Origin of the sequence: Paenibacillus guangzhouensis (genome assembly GCF_009363075.1) — a bacterium.
GTDB lineage: Bacteria > Bacillota > Bacilli > Paenibacillales > Paenibacillaceae > Paenibacillus_K > Paenibacillus_K guangzhouensis.
The window spans coordinates 4,690,703-4,706,871 of the sequence record NZ_CP045293.1; the positions used below are offsets into that span (position 1 = coordinate 4,690,703).

Below are 16,169 nucleotides of genomic sequence, written 5' to 3' on the forward strand. Positions count from 1 at the left end.
TACTCACTTTATATTCCCGCCAAAGTAGCATATAATGAGGTTGCATAACTAAATGAGTGATTACTCACTTGTACGAGGAGCGTGAATGCCGTGTCCAGTATCGTAGAAATTCGCGATATATCCCGTTCTTTCAACGGTCGATCTGTCTTGCAATCGATTCATCTTCAAGTTGAACGCGGGGAACTCTTCGGCTTGCTCGGGCCCTCCGGCTCAGGCAAGACCACTTTAATCAAGTTAATCACCGGCATGGACCGTTCAGACAGCGGGGATATCCAAGTCCTTGGCGAGAAAATACCGAAGCTCTCTCTCTTGAAGCGCATCGGCTATATGGCGCAATCGGATGCGCTGTACAATGAGTTAACCGCGCGCGAGAACCTGCAGTTCTTCGCTTCGCTCTTCGGACTGAGTGGAGCGAGACGGAATGAACGGATCGATGCGGTACTGCGTATTGTTGATTTGCTCGAACACAAAGATAAGACCGTCGCTGCCTATTCCGGCGGCATGAAGCGCCGGCTGTCACTTGCGATCTCCCTTCTGCATGAGCCGGAATTGCTCATTCTGGACGAGCCGACCGTTGGGATCGACCCGGTACTTCGGCAATCCATCTGGCAGGAGCTGCTCACTCTGCGCGATCAGGGGACGACGATCATCCTGACCACTCACGTGATGGACGAAGCGGATAAATGCGACCGTATCGGACTCATTCGCGACGGTCACTTAACCGCTGTCGATTCACCGGCTGCACTCAAAGAAAAAAGCGGTACAACGACGCTCGAAGATGCGTTCATCGTCTTAGGCGGAGGTGTCCGCGCATGAGAACACGTGCCTTAGCCTTACGGATCATTCGCCAGTTCTTGCGCGACAAGCGAACGCTTGCGCTGATCTTCCTCGCGCCGCTACTTATCTTGACGCTGCTGAACTTCATCTTCAACGGTCAAGCGATTACCCCGACGATTGGCACCGTTCAGCTTCCCGCACCCATCACCCAGCGATTGACTGCGGCGGAGGCGAACGTGACAACCTATACGAATCAAGCGGATGCGATGCATGCACTGGAATCCGGCGATCTTGATGCCGTTCTATCGCTTGTGGACGGCAAACCTGACCTGATGCTCGAAGGCAGCGATCCTTCCATGAATCAAGCGATACTCTTGCGGCTGCAGAAGGTGATGCAAGCCAATACGCCGACGATTCAACCGAATATTACGTATCTTCACGGGAAAGAAGGAATGACTTCCTTCGACTACTTCGGACCTGTCTTGATCGGATTTTTCTCGTTCTTCTTCGTCTTCATGATCGCGGGCGTCTCCTTCCTGCGTGAACGTACGACTGGAACGCTGGAACGCTTGCTCGCCACGCCGATCCGGCGCTCCGAGGTCGTCGGTGGCTACCTGCTCGGGTTCGGCCTCTTCACCTTACTGCAAGCCACATTAATTACGTGGTTCGCCATTCAGGTGCTCGGCATGTATATGGTCGGCAATTTCGGGCTTGTCCTGCTGATTAACCTACTACTGACGCTGACGGCCTTGACGCTCGGGACCTTGCTCTCATCGTTCGCGAGCAGCGAGTTCCAGATTATTCAGTTCATCCCGCTCGTCATCGTCCCGCAGGTCTTCTTCTCGGGCCTGTTCAATCTGGACGCGATGGCGCCTTGGCTGCAGAAGCTTAGCTTCATCATGCCGCTTTACTACGGCGCAGACGCGATGCGTGGTATTATGATTCGAGGAGAGAGTATCGGCGATATTCAGCTCGATATCTATATCCTGCTCGGATTCTCGATCGTCTTCGCACTACTCAATATCGTCGCGCTGAAGAAGCAGCGCGCGATCTAATCTAGCAAGGAGTTGACGTCTATGACCAAATCGCTGGAGCCATGGATGGAAGAGCTCCTGCAAGGCGATCCTTCAACACCGCGAACTGCCAAGCAAGCTCGAATCTTCGAAGCAGCGATTGAAATATTCGCGGAGAAAGGCTATGCAGCCTCATCGACGAGCGAGATCGCGCAGCGGGCCGGCGTCGCGGAGGGCACGATCTTCCGTCACTATAAGACGAAGAAGGATCTGCTGCTCTCCATCGTAACCCCCGCCATGGTGAAGCTGCTCGCGCCGTTTCTGCTTCGAGAGTTCAAAGATGTGCTCTCGAAGGATTATGACAGCTTCGATGAGCTCCTCCGAGCGCTTATCGATAACCGAATCACCTTCCTGCAGCAGAATCGCAGCCTATTCAAGATTGTGGTGCAGGAGCTGCCGTTCCATCCCGATCTTCAGAAGCAGCTTCAGCAGCTCGTCTTCAACGAGATGAAGGGGAGGTTCGAGAAAATCATTCACAAGCTGCAAGCCGAGGGCAAGCTGATTGATCTGCCTTCCCTGACGATTATGCGGCTTAGCGCCTCCGCCGTCATGGGCTATGTTCTGTTCCGCTCCATCTTAGAACCTCAAGAAGGGTCGGGCTGGGATGATACGCTCGAACGCGAAGCTACGATCCAATTCATTATGAAAGGGTTAGCCCCTTAACAGGAAACAGCAGGCTTCTGGGGACTCACCTTCCCGATTGCCTGCTGTTTTGCTATAACGGAGCCAACGCGCTCCACGCCTGAATTGAGGGTAGTTGAAATATATCAGTTTGTGTATAATTTGATAGGTTCGACACCGCATTCAAGGAGTGAAGCTGTTTTGTTCGTTCAATATTTAAAAAACGCATGGTTCTTCAACACGCGAAAAGACATATTATCCGGGATCACGGTCGCATTCCCGAAGCGATAGCCTTCTCGATTCTCGCCGGCGTCGATCCGATGGTCGGTTTATACGCATCGTTCATCATTGCTGTCACCATCTCGATCTTCGGAGGACGGATGGGCATGATCTCGGCGGCAACCGGCGCCATGGCTTCCCTGATGGGGCCGATTATCGCCAAATACGGCATCGAGTATTTGTTCGCGGCCTCGATTCAAACCGGTATCATTCAGTATCTTATGGGCGTATTACGGTTCGGCAAGTTCATTACCTTCATCCCGCATTCCGTCGTAACCGGGTTCGTCAATGCACTCGCCATCATTGTCTTCATGGCACAATTCCCGAATTTCAAAGGGGCGAACTGGCAGATGTTCGCCATGATTGCAGGTACGCTCGTGTTGATCTATCTGCTGCCGTTCGTGACGAGAGCCGTCCCCCCGGCGCTCGTGGCGATCATCGTGATGACAGTTATCTCGGTCACGATGCACCTCGATTGCGAACCGTCGGCGACATGGGCGACATTAAGCAGTCGCTCCCATTCTTCCACCTTCCCGATATCCGCTTGACGCTTGAAGCGTTCTGGTACATCTTGCCTCAGTCATGATTGTCACGGTAACCGTCGTCATCTTGACCTCTAACTTAGCGATCGGGGTCATGTCCGGCGTTGCGATTAGCGCGTTGATCTTCGGCTGGAAACTTGCCCGGATTGATGCCAGTACCTCTACAGACGCGCAAGGCAGCAAGGTGTATCGCATTAAGGGGCAGCTCTTCTTCGGCACGATGTCCCACTTCGTCGATCTCTTCGATGTGCACCACGATCCGGCGCACGTCATTATCGATCTTCATGCTTCCCATGTCTGGGATCATTCGGCCGTTACCGCCATCGCGAAGATCATTGCCAGATATGATCAGCAAGGCAAGCGCGTCACCTTGTCCGGACTGAATCTAGAGAGTGAGCAGCTCGTCGAACAAGCCGGCTTGCCAACACGGGCCGCTTCCTAAATTACCACAAACAAAAAGGGCAGCCGCTCAGCCATACGCTGAGCAGCTGCCCTTTCGTGCTATTCATTCCTAGATTGGTTCACTTCACAGTCATCACTCGCTGCTAGGATACGCCGGATGTCGGGATACACTGGCTGCGCGGCTTCCCTTCTGCGGGAACTGCGGCAGTTCATTCACCGAGACGACGGCGTCCGTCTTCTTCTTCGGCTTCTGCCAATACGCTTCATTTCCCGGCAGGTCATCGAACCAGGATGCATCTTTCGGACAAGGAAGCACCATGAACTTGCCGTAATGGTCATCTCGCGACTGATGGTACTTCAAGTAAGCTTTCCCGTCTTCGATCGCGAGAATTTCAATTTTCCCAGAGGTATGGCTCATCGACAAGCGAATTCTTTTGCCAAGACCGGATGTCTTCGCTTTAGCTTCTTCAACGAGGCGATACACCTGTTCGAGCGGCAGGACGAAATCCCGGTTGCCTGCAACAGGGCGATTAATGAAGAAGTAATAGGGCGTGACGCCGGCCCAAGACAGCTTATCGAGCAATTCCGCCAGCACATCGGCGTTATCATTGATGCCCCGCAGAATCGGGGTCTGATTCACGACAATCGCTCCAGCTTGATGCAACGCCTCAAACCCTCGTCTTGCTTCAGGCGTTATTTCACGCGGATGATTAATATGGGCCATCACATAAATCCGGCGATCGCTGTTCGAGAACGTTCGAATCGTCTCTAACAGTTCCTCGTCTTCATAAATCCGCATCGGATTGAATACTGGGATTTTGGAGCCAAGGCGAATAATCTTCACATGCTCAATCTCACGCAGTTGCTCCAGAATCAGCTTCAACTTCGGCGTGGCCAGGATCAAGCTGTCTCCCCCGGTCAGGAGCACATTATTAATCTCGGGATGCTGACGGATGTATTCGATGCCCGGACTCACATCCGACATCGCTTCCTTCACATCGTTGCGGAACAGCCGCTTGCGGAAGCAGTACCTGCAGTACGCGCCGCATACCTCAGAGACGATGAGCAGCGCCGTCGTCTTGTACTTGTGCTGGCAGCCCGGCACCACATAATTCGTGTCCTCATCGGAGGCATCCCATCTGCCGTATTCGGACAGTTCTCCCTCGTTCGGGATCACTAATTTCTTAATCGGGTCATTCGGATCGTTCCAGTCAATCAGCTTCAAGTAATAATCGTTCACGCGAAACACGAACTTCTCTGTAATTGGTCTGAGCTTCGCCCGCTCTTGCTCCGGGATCTCAACAATTTTATCGATATTCGTGATATATTTCGGCTGTGCCATTGTATTTCCTCCTTGAGAGTCAGATTTATGGTAACGCGTTGTCCCTCCTTCATTGGTCAAATGGTGCAAAAAAGACCCGTTGTCCGCAGAGCATGAAGCATGTGCTTCGTCCTTGCAGGCATCCGGGCCTCTCCCAATAGACGCAAAAAGACCCGGTTCAACGGGTCAGGGGGTGCGGCTAAGTTGTCAATCATTGACCCATCCACTGCTGACGAGGTTAGCTGTCGGGCTCGGGAAAGATGGTTCCCTACAACTCGTTCTTGATTCGCCCCTAATAATTGGTTCCCCCGCTTTCCGAACTTATCACCGGAAATTAAGCGTATTTCCATTTTACTACAATTTATCTTAGATAGTCAAATATTATATTATTGTATATTTCACAAAGTCACATTTCAACCGAGTTGGCGGCGGAAATGCTGCGGCGTCGCATGGTAGACCTTCTTGAACATTTTCGCAAAATAAGAGAAGTTGCTGTACCCGAGTGATTTAGCGATATCCGAGATCGGCAGCGATGAGGTCGCAATCAATTCTTTCGCCAATTTCATGCGCTCGTTCAGAATATAATCTGTCATCGACTCGCCCACCTCACGCTTGAATAATCGCGACAGATAGGCAGGATTCAGGTGCACGTACTCTGCCAACTGCTCTCTCGTAATCACTTCGCTCAGATGATCCGCAATGTAACGCTGCACCTGTTCAATCACCGAATCGTTCTGATGTAAGGAATGGGATACCCGTCCGATCAGCCGCAGCGCCCACTCATGCATCTGATCCAGTGTTCGGGGAGCCGTCCCGCTCAGTTGACTTTGCCCTTCATGCAGGAGTTCGTGAGCTGACAATCCGTTCTTGTGCAGAATGTAATGAATCATCTGGAGGAATCCATGGTTGAATGCCTGCATTGCGCTCGCAGATAATTTCGGGTCCGCTCGGAATGCAGCTATACACCGTGCAAGCTCCTTCTCAATCTCTGCCCGCTTCCCCTGCTCGATCAGAATCGTCCATGCCGAGAAAAGCGGCAGCTTCATCATGCCGGGCTTCTCCCGGTTCCGCAAGAAATACACTTGATTGGACTTATGCAAGTTGTTGTACTCGAGCTCCAGCAGCTCCTGATACATCTCGCCGATGTTGAACAGCGAAGTATTTTCCCCGATATAACAAGAAATCTGGCAATTGAAATACTGACTGCATGAGCGGATATAGTCCTGACACACCTCATATAGGTCTGCTCCAACCTTCTGCCCCTCGTCCAGATAACGAATCACCACATTCACGCCTTGGCGCGTCTGGATCACCACCCCATTCGCCTCCTGCAGCAGCAGTTCAGAAGCCGCCTTGCGGATCGCGTATTCCATCATCTCTTCATCCCTAGTGCAGAATTCACGCTTCCACGCCTCCACACTAATGAGAATTGGCAACATCTGAATATCAGGCGAAATCGTCAGATCATGCTCCTCTAACAGGTTCTGCACATTGGTCGGCGTACACGTAATACGATTCGTTAGCACGTCATTCCAGAATTTCTCGGCAATGAGCGGCTTCTTCTTCGTCCAGAGCTCATAGTACGGCTTATATTGTTCACGCAGCTGCAGCAATTCCTTCTCCTGCACAACGGATTGCAGCATTTTCGCCAACGTCGATTGCAGTACCTCATACTCCACAGGCTTAAGCAAGTAGTCGAAGCTATCGAGCTGGACCGCCCGCTTCACGAAGCTGAAGTCAGAGTGGGCCGTCAAGAACACCGTCTCCGTCGCAGGAGAGTGGGTATTCACCCATTCCAGCAGTTCGATGCCCGTCCCCTTCGGCATTTCGATATCGCAGATGAGAAGATCGATGTGCGTGCGTTCGAATACCTTCATCGCTTCCCGCATGTTGTATGCTTCATAGACTTCCGATACGTGCAGCTCCTCCCAATTCACGCCGCTCTTGATCCCGAGCACGGCATAAATCTCATCATCCACGATCAGCGCTCTATACATCTTTACCCCTCCCAAGGTCTACCATCGTACGTACTGAATTGCTCCAATGTGCGGTAAGGAAGCACAAGTCTAACCTTCGCCCCCGCACCCGGCTCATTTGAGAACGCAAGCACGGCATCTTGCCCGAAAATATGCTTCAACCGATGATGCACATTCCAGATGCCCAGATGCTCATCCTGCGGCTGCGTGAAATAACTCCCGTTCTGAAGCGCTTCAAGCACATCTTCCGGGAACCCGCTCCCATTGTCTACAATCACGACCTCATAGAAATCCGGCTCAGAGATGGGAGCAATGCGAATCTCCATATGAAATGGACGATCCATAAAGTCAAATCCGTATTTAATAGAATTCTCGATAAAAGGTTGAATGAGCAGCGGCGGAATACAGGCTCTCTCCAGCCCCTCCGCAATACGATAGGAATACGTCACACGCTCCGGAAAACGCAGCTGCTGAATCCGAATATAGCTCTCCATATGCTCCATTTCCTCGGCGATCGTTACGACGATCTGATTCGTCTTCGTCGCGAACCGGAAATATTTCACCAAGTTTACGCACATCACCTGAATCAGTTTATAGTTCTTAATCTCGACCAAGTTATAGACGATATTGATAGAATTCAGCAGGAAATGCGGATTGATCTGGAGCTGCAGATGCTTCAATTCGGCCTTGTGCGCCTTAATTTGTTCTTCATAGACGTTAATTTTCAATGTCTGAATTTCGGACGCCATCTCGTTATACGCCTCATTGATAATCGTGAACTCCCTTGTCTTTGGATTATGCAGACGGAAGGACCATTCGCCTTGCTTAATCTTGCGCATCCCGCGGATCAGGTTGTTCATCGGCTTCAGCATGATGTCATTAAGATAAATCAAATAAAAAATTAATAGGATGCCTGCTAGGATCGGGATGATGAAAATAAAACTGCGGAACTTCGTTAATTTCTGCAAGAGCTTCTCTTCCGGAATAAAGGCGCTTAGCATCAATTCTGTGTCCTTGATCGGATTGCTGACGACGATATAGTCCTCTTGCTGCAGCTGGAACCTTTGATAGGTATCGTTCACCCCAGCCATGAACGAGGCATCAAGCTTCGCTTGCTGAATCCCCTCTTTATTCGTCATGATATCGCCCTGTTCCGTCACGAATGCCGAGAACCCCTCTTGTCCAAGACCAATGAAATCGAGCGGAATCATTAGGTTCCGTAATCGGACGCAAGCCCCAAGATAGACACCCGATCCCGTATCGACGAATCGCACCAGCGCATATTCATCGAGCACCGGGATCACTTTCCACTCGCGAAAATAAGAACTATTGGGCTCCGCCTCATGCAGCAGCCGCGTCAATGTCGATTGCAGCGCTTCCATTTCTTCATAACTGGTCGTCTTCATCAAGGTATTGAAGAAATCCCGATTGCGAACCGTATAGATGAACTGGAAGTCAACGCCGCTATTGAACCGATGGTCACGATTCAAAAGGTTCAGAATACGCCCTTTATTGAGGTAATATTCATCCGGATCGTGAATCGACCGCGGCAGCGCGATAATATTCGGATCTTCAATCGCGAGGTTATAGAGCAGATTCACCTCCCGGTTCAATGCCGTTTGAATCTGGTTCGAATAGAGAATAATCATATTCTTATTCGATTCGGCAACCTGCTCCCTTACCGTATTGGATGCATAGAAGTTGTTGTAGAGCAACAGCACCATCAGCGGGATCGCGAGGGTCACAAAGCCGATAATCAACTTAAATCGAAGCGAATGGCGCATACGCATAACATTCCTCCATCAACGGTGATGAGAATTACATTCCTGATGACAAGCCAACGGTTATAATCTGATGATAGCACATAAGGAATCCCTCTTGGGCACACTTAATCAGCGTACCAAGAAGGATTCCCTGTATGGTTATTGCATGTCGTTATTTTTGCGCAGCAGCCCATTCCTGCAACTGCTTGTCGACCTCGGCTTTGACTTTGTCAAATCCAGCCGCATTGCGTTTTTCTTTCCATTTCGCAATCGTCTTCTCCGCATCCACCGCACCCGTTCCTAACGATGCCTCGAACTCCTTGTTGACGTTCTCGATCGCGGCCATCTCAGCTTTGACAGGCTCTTGATTGAACGCAAAGCCTAGAATAACGGAACGCTCGGAGCTGTCATTGAACTTCTGGAATTGCTCCCATTTCTGCGGATCTTCGTTCGCCCAGAGATACGAGTTGAATTGGTTCCCGAACATCCAGCCGCCTGGGCTTGGGTATGTTTGTGTATCAGCCGTGACGCCTTCTGGGAAATCGATGACATCCTCAGACTTCTTCACATAGTGCTTGCCTTCCACACCCCAATCGAGCATGTTCAGGAGCTTCTTATCGGTATAGAGCAGGTTCAGGAACATCATCGCGCGAGCCGGATCCTCCGACGTACGGGAAATTCCTAACATTGCGCCCTGCGCATCCCCAGTCGTCGTGAATGGAACTGCCGTCTCCATTTGCACCACTTCTACGCCAGACGTCAAACTCATCTCTTTATCTTTACCTGGTTTGAGCGAGGATGCCGTGGCAAAACCTTTGCCCGCTTTAATCATGTTCATCGCTTGATCCGTATCGGAAGTCAGAATATCCTTGTCGAACCAACCATTTTTAGACCATGTGTTCATCCGTTTGTAGAACTCGATAAATTTTGGATCTTCCAACTTGTCAATCGCTTTGATCTCCTTGCTGCCGCGTGCTACAGCGAGGTTCGCAATAATATTGTCGTAGTTCGCCGCTTCCCAGATGTTCGTGAACTTCCGGCTGATGATCGGCGTTACCCCTGGCTCATTCGCTTTGATCGTGCCCAGCATCTTCTCGACTTCTTCGATCGATTTAATGCCGCTCACATCGAACTTATATTTGTCGACCAGTTTCTTACTGAGCAAGAGTCCGAAGCCTTGTCCAAATTCTTTCTTCGTTGGCAATGCGAACAATTTACCGCCAATACGTGATCCTTTGATGAAATCCTCGCCGAGTACGCCTGGAATATCTTTGCCGTATTGATTCATCAGATCATCCAGCTCTAGATATTGGCCTTTCGCGGCATCCCGCGGATAGTAGTACCAGCTTGCCGTAAACATCAAGTCGAACGGCTCATTGGAGATTTTCATCAGGTTCGTCTTGTCGTCCCATGAACCCCATTCAATCGGCTTCAGCTCGATCGTTGCATTAATTTTCTCAGTCAAATATTTGCTCATTTCCTCTTGTACCACCGCCAGATCCTTCTGAGCCGTACCTGGGTACACGAGCGTAATTTTATAAGGTTTTAGCTTCCCGTCTTCCGTAGTGCCTCCCGATGCTGCCTTCTCATCAGACCCTTTGGCACCGCAGCCTGCAAGAGCAACCATACTCGCTAACATGACTAACATCGCGATTTTAAAAGATTTCTTCATAGCTTATGAATCCCCTCTCATCTGATCATTTCCATAGCACATCTCGAAACCTGTTCGCATTTCCTATTGTCGTATCAAGCCCCTAGCGCATGATCTACGCTACGCACCCTCCCCTCCTTTCAGCGCATGACGCATACGATATGCCTGTCTCTTATCCTTTGACAGCACCACTCGTTATGCCGCTGATATAGTATTTCTGGAAGAACGGGTACGCAAATAGTAAGGGGGCAATCCCCACGATCGCAAGTGCCATTCGAACGGTTTCCCGCGGCATCTTGGCGAGTAAGTCTCCTGCTTGGGCCGAACTGCTCGACTTCATAATCAGATACTGAATGTTCGTGAGCGTCTTCGTCATGAGATATTGAATATTGTAGAGCTCCGCCTTATCGATGAAGAGCATACAATTATACCAATCGTTCCAATACGACAGCGTATTGAACAATCCAATCGTCGCCATAATCGGCAGCGAGAGCGGTACGACGATTTTGAAGAAAATCTTGATCTCGCTCGCCCCATCGATGGTTGCGGACTCAATGACCGATTCCGGGATCGAATTGGCGAAGAAGCTTCGCATGAGCAGCACGTTGAAGGCACTGAGCAAGAGATTCGGCACGATCATCGATATCAATGTGTTTTTCATGTCGAACATATTCACATAAGTCATATACCAAGGTACCATACCGCCGCTGAATAACATCGTGAAGAAAATGTAAAAGGACAATGTCCGGCGGAACGGAAGTCCCTGTCTAGACAACGGATAGGCAAATAGTGCTGTAATCAGCAAGCTTACGGTTGTTCCAACCACTGTTGCGATAATCGTAACCCCGTACGCCCGCGCAATCTCCGAGAAATCGTTGAAAAGGAACGAATAGGCGGCAAAGCTTATTTTGTTCGGAAATAGCGAGTAGCCATTCGCCGCGATGGAATCTTCATCTGTAATGGACACCATGAATATTAAGGCAAAAGGAACTAACGACACAATCGTAAAGATCCAGAAGAACAGATGAATCATTGAAGTGTTCAGTATATTTTTCCGCTGCATGATTGATCTCGTCCCTTCTTCTAGAATAATGCATCCTGTTTATTGATCCGCCGAACTGCCCAATTCGCTACTAGGATTAAGACGAAGCAGGCTGCCGATTGATAGAATCCGGCTGCAGCCGACATGCCGATGTCGCCCGAGCTGACCATCGCCCGGTACACGAACGTATCGATCGTATTCGTCGTCGGAATCAGTGCGCCCGTATTCATCGGCACTTGGTAGAAGAGCCCGAAGTCGGAACGTAAGATCCCGCTGACGGAGAGCAATGTCATCGTCGTAATAATCGGTGCGATCAGCGGCAGCGTGATGCGTGTCATCTGCTTCCATTTGCTCGCGCCGTCAATCGTCGCGGCTTCATAGAATTCCTTGTCGATCCCGATGATCGAAGCGAAATAAATAATCGAAAGATAGCCTACATTTTTCCACGCATTCACAATGATGAGGATGTACGGCCAGTAGCCTGCCTCGCTATACCAAGATATAGGATCAACATGGAACCACTTGGCAAGTAATCTGTTCACAAGGCCGCTCTCTGCGTTCAAGAAGCTGTAGACCAAGTAGGCAACCACAACCATCGAGATGATATGCGGCAGCAGGAACGTACTCTGATAGAACCGGGAGATGACTTTATCCTTAATCTCGTTAATCGTCAACGCCACGAATAATGCGAGGACCAAATTCAAGATGATAAAGGCAAAGTTGTACAGGAATGTATTCCTCGTAATGACATAAGCCGTATCCGAATTGAATAAAAATTTGAAGTTATCGAGTCCTACCCAATCACTCCCCCAAATACCCTTCGCATAATTCAAGTCCTTGAATGCGAGGATGACGCCATACATCGGAATATAGTTATTGATGAATAAATACACAACTCCTGGGAGCGTCATTAGCAACAGCAATTTGTATTTCTTGAGGCTTCTGATGAATTGACTTTGCTTCTTAGCCACCGCTTGGTGTGCTGACTTGTTCAGTAACGGAGCCGTCTCTGCAGCTTTCATGACCTCACCCTTTCGCTCGTCTCAATCGTTTACATCGTCATTGTAATCCTGAGGCGGACCTGCTCACCACTAGAATGGTGACTTCCTTTTGCAACAATGGTGACATCTTGTCACCATCGTCGATTGTTCGGTTGACAGCGATTACATGACTCATTATGCTATAGGCGAAATAGGATATATCCATATAAAGGTAATGCACGACAACGTACAAGGAGGATGTGAACGATGCAATCATGTCTAGTGAATCGCATGTTCTTGAACAAAATGGTAACTGGTGAAGGAGGCCGATAGCGATGGTCAGCAACGTTAATTATCAAGTAGTAAGTGCAAACGAATGGTTATTCTCGGATAGCGAAGTATCCGGCGACGGTGCGTGCATTATCTCCCTGATTGCCGCGCGTGGAAGTCGTATCGGCTGCCAGATTCTCGTGAATCACGTGCCAAATCCGTCCGAGATCCGTTGGAGCTATCGCTCCAAGACTGCTACGAGCGATCTGCAAGCAGAAGTCTATCAAATGATCGATGTCCTCGTGAACGAGAACACCGGTCCCGATGTCTCAACCGTGCCGCTAGGCACACCGGCGGATTACGCGACTCGGCTTGCGCCTTTCCGCGTCTATGATGCGTTGCAGCCCGTCGGACCGGCTTACCCCTCCCGTTCAACGACGGAAGCACTGTATGTAAGCTGGGACATCCCTATCGCCATGACGCCTGGGGATTATGCAGGCGTATTCGAGCTGTGGGTTGGTGAGACATCGTTCACGATACCGGTATCGATCCAGGTCGTTCATGCTACCGTGCCGGAACAAGCCGCCCTCGCGACGACGAATTGGATGTCGATCCAGAATGTCGCAAAGCGGCATCAGCTTGAGATGTGGTCCGAGCCATTCTGGGCGATGGTCCGCAAGTATGGCGAAGCGATGCGCAGAGCGAAGCAGACCCACTTCCTCGTGGGCCTTGAATTCATTCAGGTTCAGGCGGGTGCGGATGGACAATATACGTTCGACTTCTCGCGGGCGGAGCGGCTGATTCGGATGTTCCTAGCGCTTGGATTCACGGGCATCGAAGGCGGTCATGTCGCGGGTCGTACGGACTGGAACGCACCGAACTTCGTCTTATCCTATGATAACAAGATCGATGCGACGGGCACCGAAGGGTTCGCTTTCCTAGCTCAGTTCCTCCCGGCATGGCATCAGTTCTTAAGCATGAATGGCTGGCTGACGATCACCATCCAACATATCGCGGATGAGCCAATCGAAGAGTCCGCTGCGGACTTCCGCATTCTATCAGGCATCGTACGTAAATTCATGCCGGGCGTGCCGCTGATCGAAGCGATGATCTATCCAGCAATCGAAGGCTCGATGGATATCTGGGTCCCGACGAACGAAGGGTTCGATAAGCACCGTGAGCACTTCGAACGGATGCAGCAGCTTGGCGATACCGTCTGGTTCTATACTTGCTGGAATCCCGGCGGCAACTATCTGAATCGCTTCATGGATTTGCATCTCCTGAAGACGCGCTATCTGCACTGGGGCAATTACAAATATGGTCTCACGGGTTATCTTCATTGGGGCTTCAATCAATATTTGGGCGAGCAGGATCCTTATGAATTAACGTGCCCATTCCTCGCCCCGAGCGTCCATTCGCGGCGTGTTCCAGCCGGCGATACGCATATCGTCTATCCAGGCGCCGACGGCCCGCTGCTCAGCATGCGGCTTGAAGCGATGCGGGCGGGGATCGAAGACTATGAATTGTTCCAGCAGCTCGCGGCTTACGACCGCGACGCGGCGGATGAGATTCTGAGCACCTGCATGACCAGCTTCACGAACGTGAATACGGATATGAACGTATTTGACGAAGCCTACCGCAGACTTCTGATGAGCTTGTCAGCTTATGCGCAGCAAACTTCGATCGTGGAGGAATCGATCTAATGCGTAAACAACTTCATTTCCGTGAAGATGGGTCGTTCAAAATCGTACAGTTCACCGATACCGAATTCTGCAACGGTGGAGACGACGAGATCAAGATGGAAGCAATGATGCGGCGGGTGCTGGCGGATGAGAAGCCGGATCTCGTCGTCTATACCGGGGATGTGATTGCAAGCGGCGGATGCCGCGATGTTGCTGAGGCTTTCCGCAGCGCAGCCGCCATCCCCGAAGCGATGGAGATCCCGTGGGCGGCCGTGTTCGGCAACCACGACTCCGAAGCCGCGAACGTGACGCGGGAGCAGCTCCATGCGCTCCAGTTAACATATCCGCATTGTTACGCCAAGCCGGATCCGACGAACGTGCACGGCGTCGGCAATTACGTCCTGACAATACACGACGCTTCGCACCAGCCTTCGGCGGCGCTCTACTTCCTCGATTCTGGCAGCTATTCGCCGCTCGAGTACTCGCGTCTCGGCTTCTACGATTGGATTCGCCGCAGTCAGATCGAATGGTATACGCGCGAATCGTATCGCTTAACAGCGCAGAACGGAGGCGAGCCGCTGCCGTCGCTCGGCTTCTTCCATATCCCGCTCCCGGAGTACAATGATGTGTGGGATTTCACGGTATGCTACGGCCAGAAGCTCGACAATCATATCTGCGCACCATGGATCAATACAGGCTTCTTCGCCGCGATGATCGAGATGGGCGATATCATGGGCACATTCGTCGGCCATGATCATGCCAATGATTTCTGGGGGACGCTGCACGGTATCCGACTCTGCTATGGCCGGACTTCACGTAACGCCTACCTGGATCAACCGTTCCTGACGGGGGCTCGGGTGATCCAACTGACGGTCAGCGAGCGTACATTCGATACGTGGCTGCATCTCGAGGACAGTTCGATCGTTCGCGAACAGCCGGCGCACCAGCCGGAAGGCCGAAAGGCACCGGTGGGACGGCAGCCCGGCTAAGGGGCCAGATCCATGCACAAGACCGAATCAAGGGGCGATCGAGATCGCCCCTTTTTTGATGAATCCATGGCTTGACAATTCCATCCAGCCGCTCTATGATCTGTTTATGAATGAAAAATAAAATTATTCACAGAATCATAAATTGAGGAGCGAACACCCCCCCATGCCTAAGAAATTCAATGACCAAGAGAAAGAACAAATCCGCCAGAAGCTGCTTGCAGCAGCAAGGAACAGCTTCCAGACTTTCGGCCTTCGGAAGACGAGCGTCGAGGACTTAACGAAAGCCGCCGGCATCGCACAAGGCTCCTTCTACCTATTCTACGCATCCAAGGAAGAGCTCTGCTACGAGATCCTGCTGCAGGAGGAAGCTACCATCCGGGAGCAGCTGCTTCGCTCGAATGACGATTCAGCCGTGACCAAGACGAGTATCGCAGGTTTCATATTAGACGGCTTCCACTTGATGAGCGAGAACCCGCTCATTCGCCAAATGTACCTCGAAGGGGAGTTCGAGTACCTGATCCGAAAGCTGCCCCCGGCCCTGCTCGAGCAGAACTATCGCGATGACCAAGATGCGATGATGCCGGTTGTGCGGCAATGGCAGGAGAACGGGATTCTTGCGGACGTGAAACCGGAGCTGATCGTGAGCATGTTCCGCGCGATCGTCCTGCTATCGCTGCATAAAAAAGAGATCGGCGAGGACAACTACGCCCCGACGATCGAGCTGCTCGTCAATGTATTAGCGGAAGGCATGGTCGCGAGAAGCGCGAAGTAACGCTGAATAGCTCAGCCATATTTGGCGGC

The 16,169-nt window shown here is 51.1% G+C and carries 12 protein-coding genes, 1 pseudogene and 1 riboswitch; of the genes and pseudogenes, 7 read left to right on the top strand and 6 right to left on the bottom strand.

The window, feature by feature from the left end:
* Nucleotides 1-90 precede the first annotated feature (90 nt).
* From GCU39_RS21005 to GCU39_RS32055, 4 genes and pseudogenes are all read left to right on the top strand, one after another.
* Nucleotides 91-816: an ABC transporter ATP-binding protein gene (locus GCU39_RS21005; protein WP_152395307.1), complete on the top strand. Its 726-nt coding sequence runs from the start codon at nucleotides 91-93 to the stop codon at nucleotides 814-816.
* On the top strand, nucleotides 813-1,832 hold the full coding sequence (locus GCU39_RS21010) for an ABC transporter permease (protein WP_152395308.1): 1,020 nt from the start codon (nucleotides 813-815) through the stop codon (nucleotides 1,830-1,832). The genes GCU39_RS21005 and GCU39_RS21010 overlap by 4 nt, the downstream gene beginning before the upstream one ends.
* A 21-nt stretch (nucleotides 1,833-1,853) precedes the next feature.
* Complete coding sequence (locus tag GCU39_RS21015) at nucleotides 1,854-2,513, top strand: TetR/AcrR family transcriptional regulator (protein WP_152395309.1); 660 nt, start codon at nucleotides 1,854-1,856, stop codon at nucleotides 2,511-2,513.
* Between the two features lie 159 nt (nucleotides 2,514-2,672).
* Nucleotides 2,673-3,734, top strand: a pseudogene (locus tag GCU39_RS32055) (SulP family inorganic anion transporter).
* 93 nt (nucleotides 3,735-3,827) lie between these two features.
* Here GCU39_RS32055 and GCU39_RS21030 read toward each other — a convergent pair.
* From GCU39_RS21030 to GCU39_RS21055, 6 genes are all read right to left on the bottom strand, one after another.
* The gene (locus tag GCU39_RS21030; RefSeq protein WP_152395311.1) at nucleotides 3,828-5,036 is read right to left on the bottom strand and encodes a KamA family radical SAM protein; all 1,209 of its coding nucleotides are present in this window, start codon (nucleotides 5,034-5,036) and stop codon (nucleotides 3,828-3,830) included.
* A 190-nt stretch (nucleotides 5,037-5,226) separates the two neighbouring features.
* Nucleotides 5,227-5,366: riboswitch (cyclic di-AMP (ydaO/yuaA leader) on the bottom strand.
* A 62-nt stretch (nucleotides 5,367-5,428) separates the two neighbouring features.
* Nucleotides 5,429-7,012, bottom strand: coding sequence for a response regulator transcription factor (locus GCU39_RS21035; protein WP_152395312.1), 1,584 nt, complete (start codon nucleotides 7,010-7,012; stop codon nucleotides 5,429-5,431).
* A gap of 2 nt (nucleotides 7,013-7,014) precedes the next feature.
* A complete protein-coding gene (locus tag GCU39_RS21040) occupies nucleotides 7,015-8,781 on the bottom strand; it encodes a cache domain-containing sensor histidine kinase (RefSeq protein WP_152395313.1) in 1,767 nt (588 codons plus the stop codon).
* 145 nt (nucleotides 8,782-8,926) lie between these two features.
* Nucleotides 8,927-10,426: an ABC transporter substrate-binding protein gene (locus GCU39_RS21045; protein WP_152395314.1), complete on the bottom strand. Its 1,500-nt coding sequence runs from the start codon at nucleotides 10,424-10,426 to the stop codon at nucleotides 8,927-8,929.
* A 151-nt stretch (nucleotides 10,427-10,577) separates the two neighbouring features.
* Complete coding sequence (locus GCU39_RS21050) at nucleotides 10,578-11,468, bottom strand: carbohydrate ABC transporter permease (protein WP_152395315.1); 891 nt, start codon at nucleotides 11,466-11,468, stop codon at nucleotides 10,578-10,580.
* A gap of 20 nt (nucleotides 11,469-11,488) precedes the next feature.
* The gene (locus GCU39_RS21055; RefSeq protein WP_152395316.1) at nucleotides 11,489-12,469 is read right to left on the bottom strand and encodes an ABC transporter permease; all 981 of its coding nucleotides are present in this window, start codon (nucleotides 12,467-12,469) and stop codon (nucleotides 11,489-11,491) included.
* A 293-nt stretch (nucleotides 12,470-12,762) separates the two neighbouring features.
* On the opposite strand from GCU39_RS21055, the gene GCU39_RS21060 reads away from it, so the two are divergent.
* The 3 genes from GCU39_RS21060 to GCU39_RS21070 all read left to right on the top strand — a co-directional run bounded on the left by GCU39_RS21060 (nucleotide 12,763) and on the right by GCU39_RS21070 (nucleotide 16,140).
* The gene (locus GCU39_RS21060; RefSeq protein ID WP_152395317.1) at nucleotides 12,763-14,400 is read left to right on the top strand and encodes a DUF4091 domain-containing protein; all 1,638 of its coding nucleotides are present in this window, start codon (nucleotides 12,763-12,765) and stop codon (nucleotides 14,398-14,400) included.
* Entirely contained in the window at nucleotides 14,400-15,368 is a 969-nt protein-coding gene (locus tag GCU39_RS21065) for a metallophosphoesterase family protein (RefSeq protein WP_152395318.1), read from the top strand. The genes GCU39_RS21060 and GCU39_RS21065 overlap by 1 nt, the downstream gene beginning before the upstream one ends.
* A gap of 163 nt (nucleotides 15,369-15,531) precedes the next feature.
* Nucleotides 15,532-16,140, top strand: coding sequence for a TetR/AcrR family transcriptional regulator (locus GCU39_RS21070; protein ID WP_152395319.1), 609 nt, complete (start codon nucleotides 15,532-15,534; stop codon nucleotides 16,138-16,140).
* Nucleotides 16,141-16,169 lie beyond the last annotated feature (29 nt).

Excerpts from the sequence above, each read along its gene's own strand:
- GCU39_RS21010 (WP_152395308.1), top strand. The coding sequence starts at position 813 with ATGAGAACACGTGCCTTAGCCTTACGGATCATTCGCCAGTTCTTGCGC.
- GCU39_RS21015 (WP_152395309.1), top strand. The coding sequence starts at position 1,854 with ATGACCAAATCGCTGGAGCCATGGATGGAAGAGCTCCTGCAAGGCGAT.
- GCU39_RS21030 (WP_152395311.1), bottom strand. The coding sequence starts at position 5,036 with ATGGCACAGCCGAAATATATCACGAATATCGATAAAATTGTTGAGATC.
- GCU39_RS21035 (WP_152395312.1), bottom strand. The coding sequence starts at position 7,012 with ATGTATAGAGCGCTGATCGTGGATGATGAGATTTATGCCGTGCTCGGG.
- GCU39_RS21040 (WP_152395313.1), bottom strand. The coding sequence starts at position 8,781 with ATGCGTATGCGCCATTCGCTTCGATTTAAGTTGATTATCGGCTTTGTG.
- GCU39_RS21045 (WP_152395314.1), bottom strand. The coding sequence starts at position 10,426 with ATGAAGAAATCTTTTAAAATCGCGATGTTAGTCATGTTAGCGAGTATG.
- GCU39_RS21050 (WP_152395315.1), bottom strand. The coding sequence starts at position 11,468 with ATGCAGCGGAAAAATATACTGAACACTTCAATGATTCATCTGTTCTTC.
- GCU39_RS21055 (WP_152395316.1), bottom strand. The coding sequence starts at position 12,469 with ATGAAAGCTGCAGAGACGGCTCCGTTACTGAACAAGTCAGCACACCAA.
- GCU39_RS21060 (WP_152395317.1), top strand. The coding sequence starts at position 12,763 with ATGGTCAGCAACGTTAATTATCAAGTAGTAAGTGCAAACGAATGGTTA.
- GCU39_RS21065 (WP_152395318.1), top strand. The coding sequence starts at position 14,400 with ATGCGTAAACAACTTCATTTCCGTGAAGATGGGTCGTTCAAAATCGTA.
- GCU39_RS21070 (WP_152395319.1), top strand. The coding sequence starts at position 15,532 with ATGCCTAAGAAATTCAATGACCAAGAGAAAGAACAAATCCGCCAGAAG.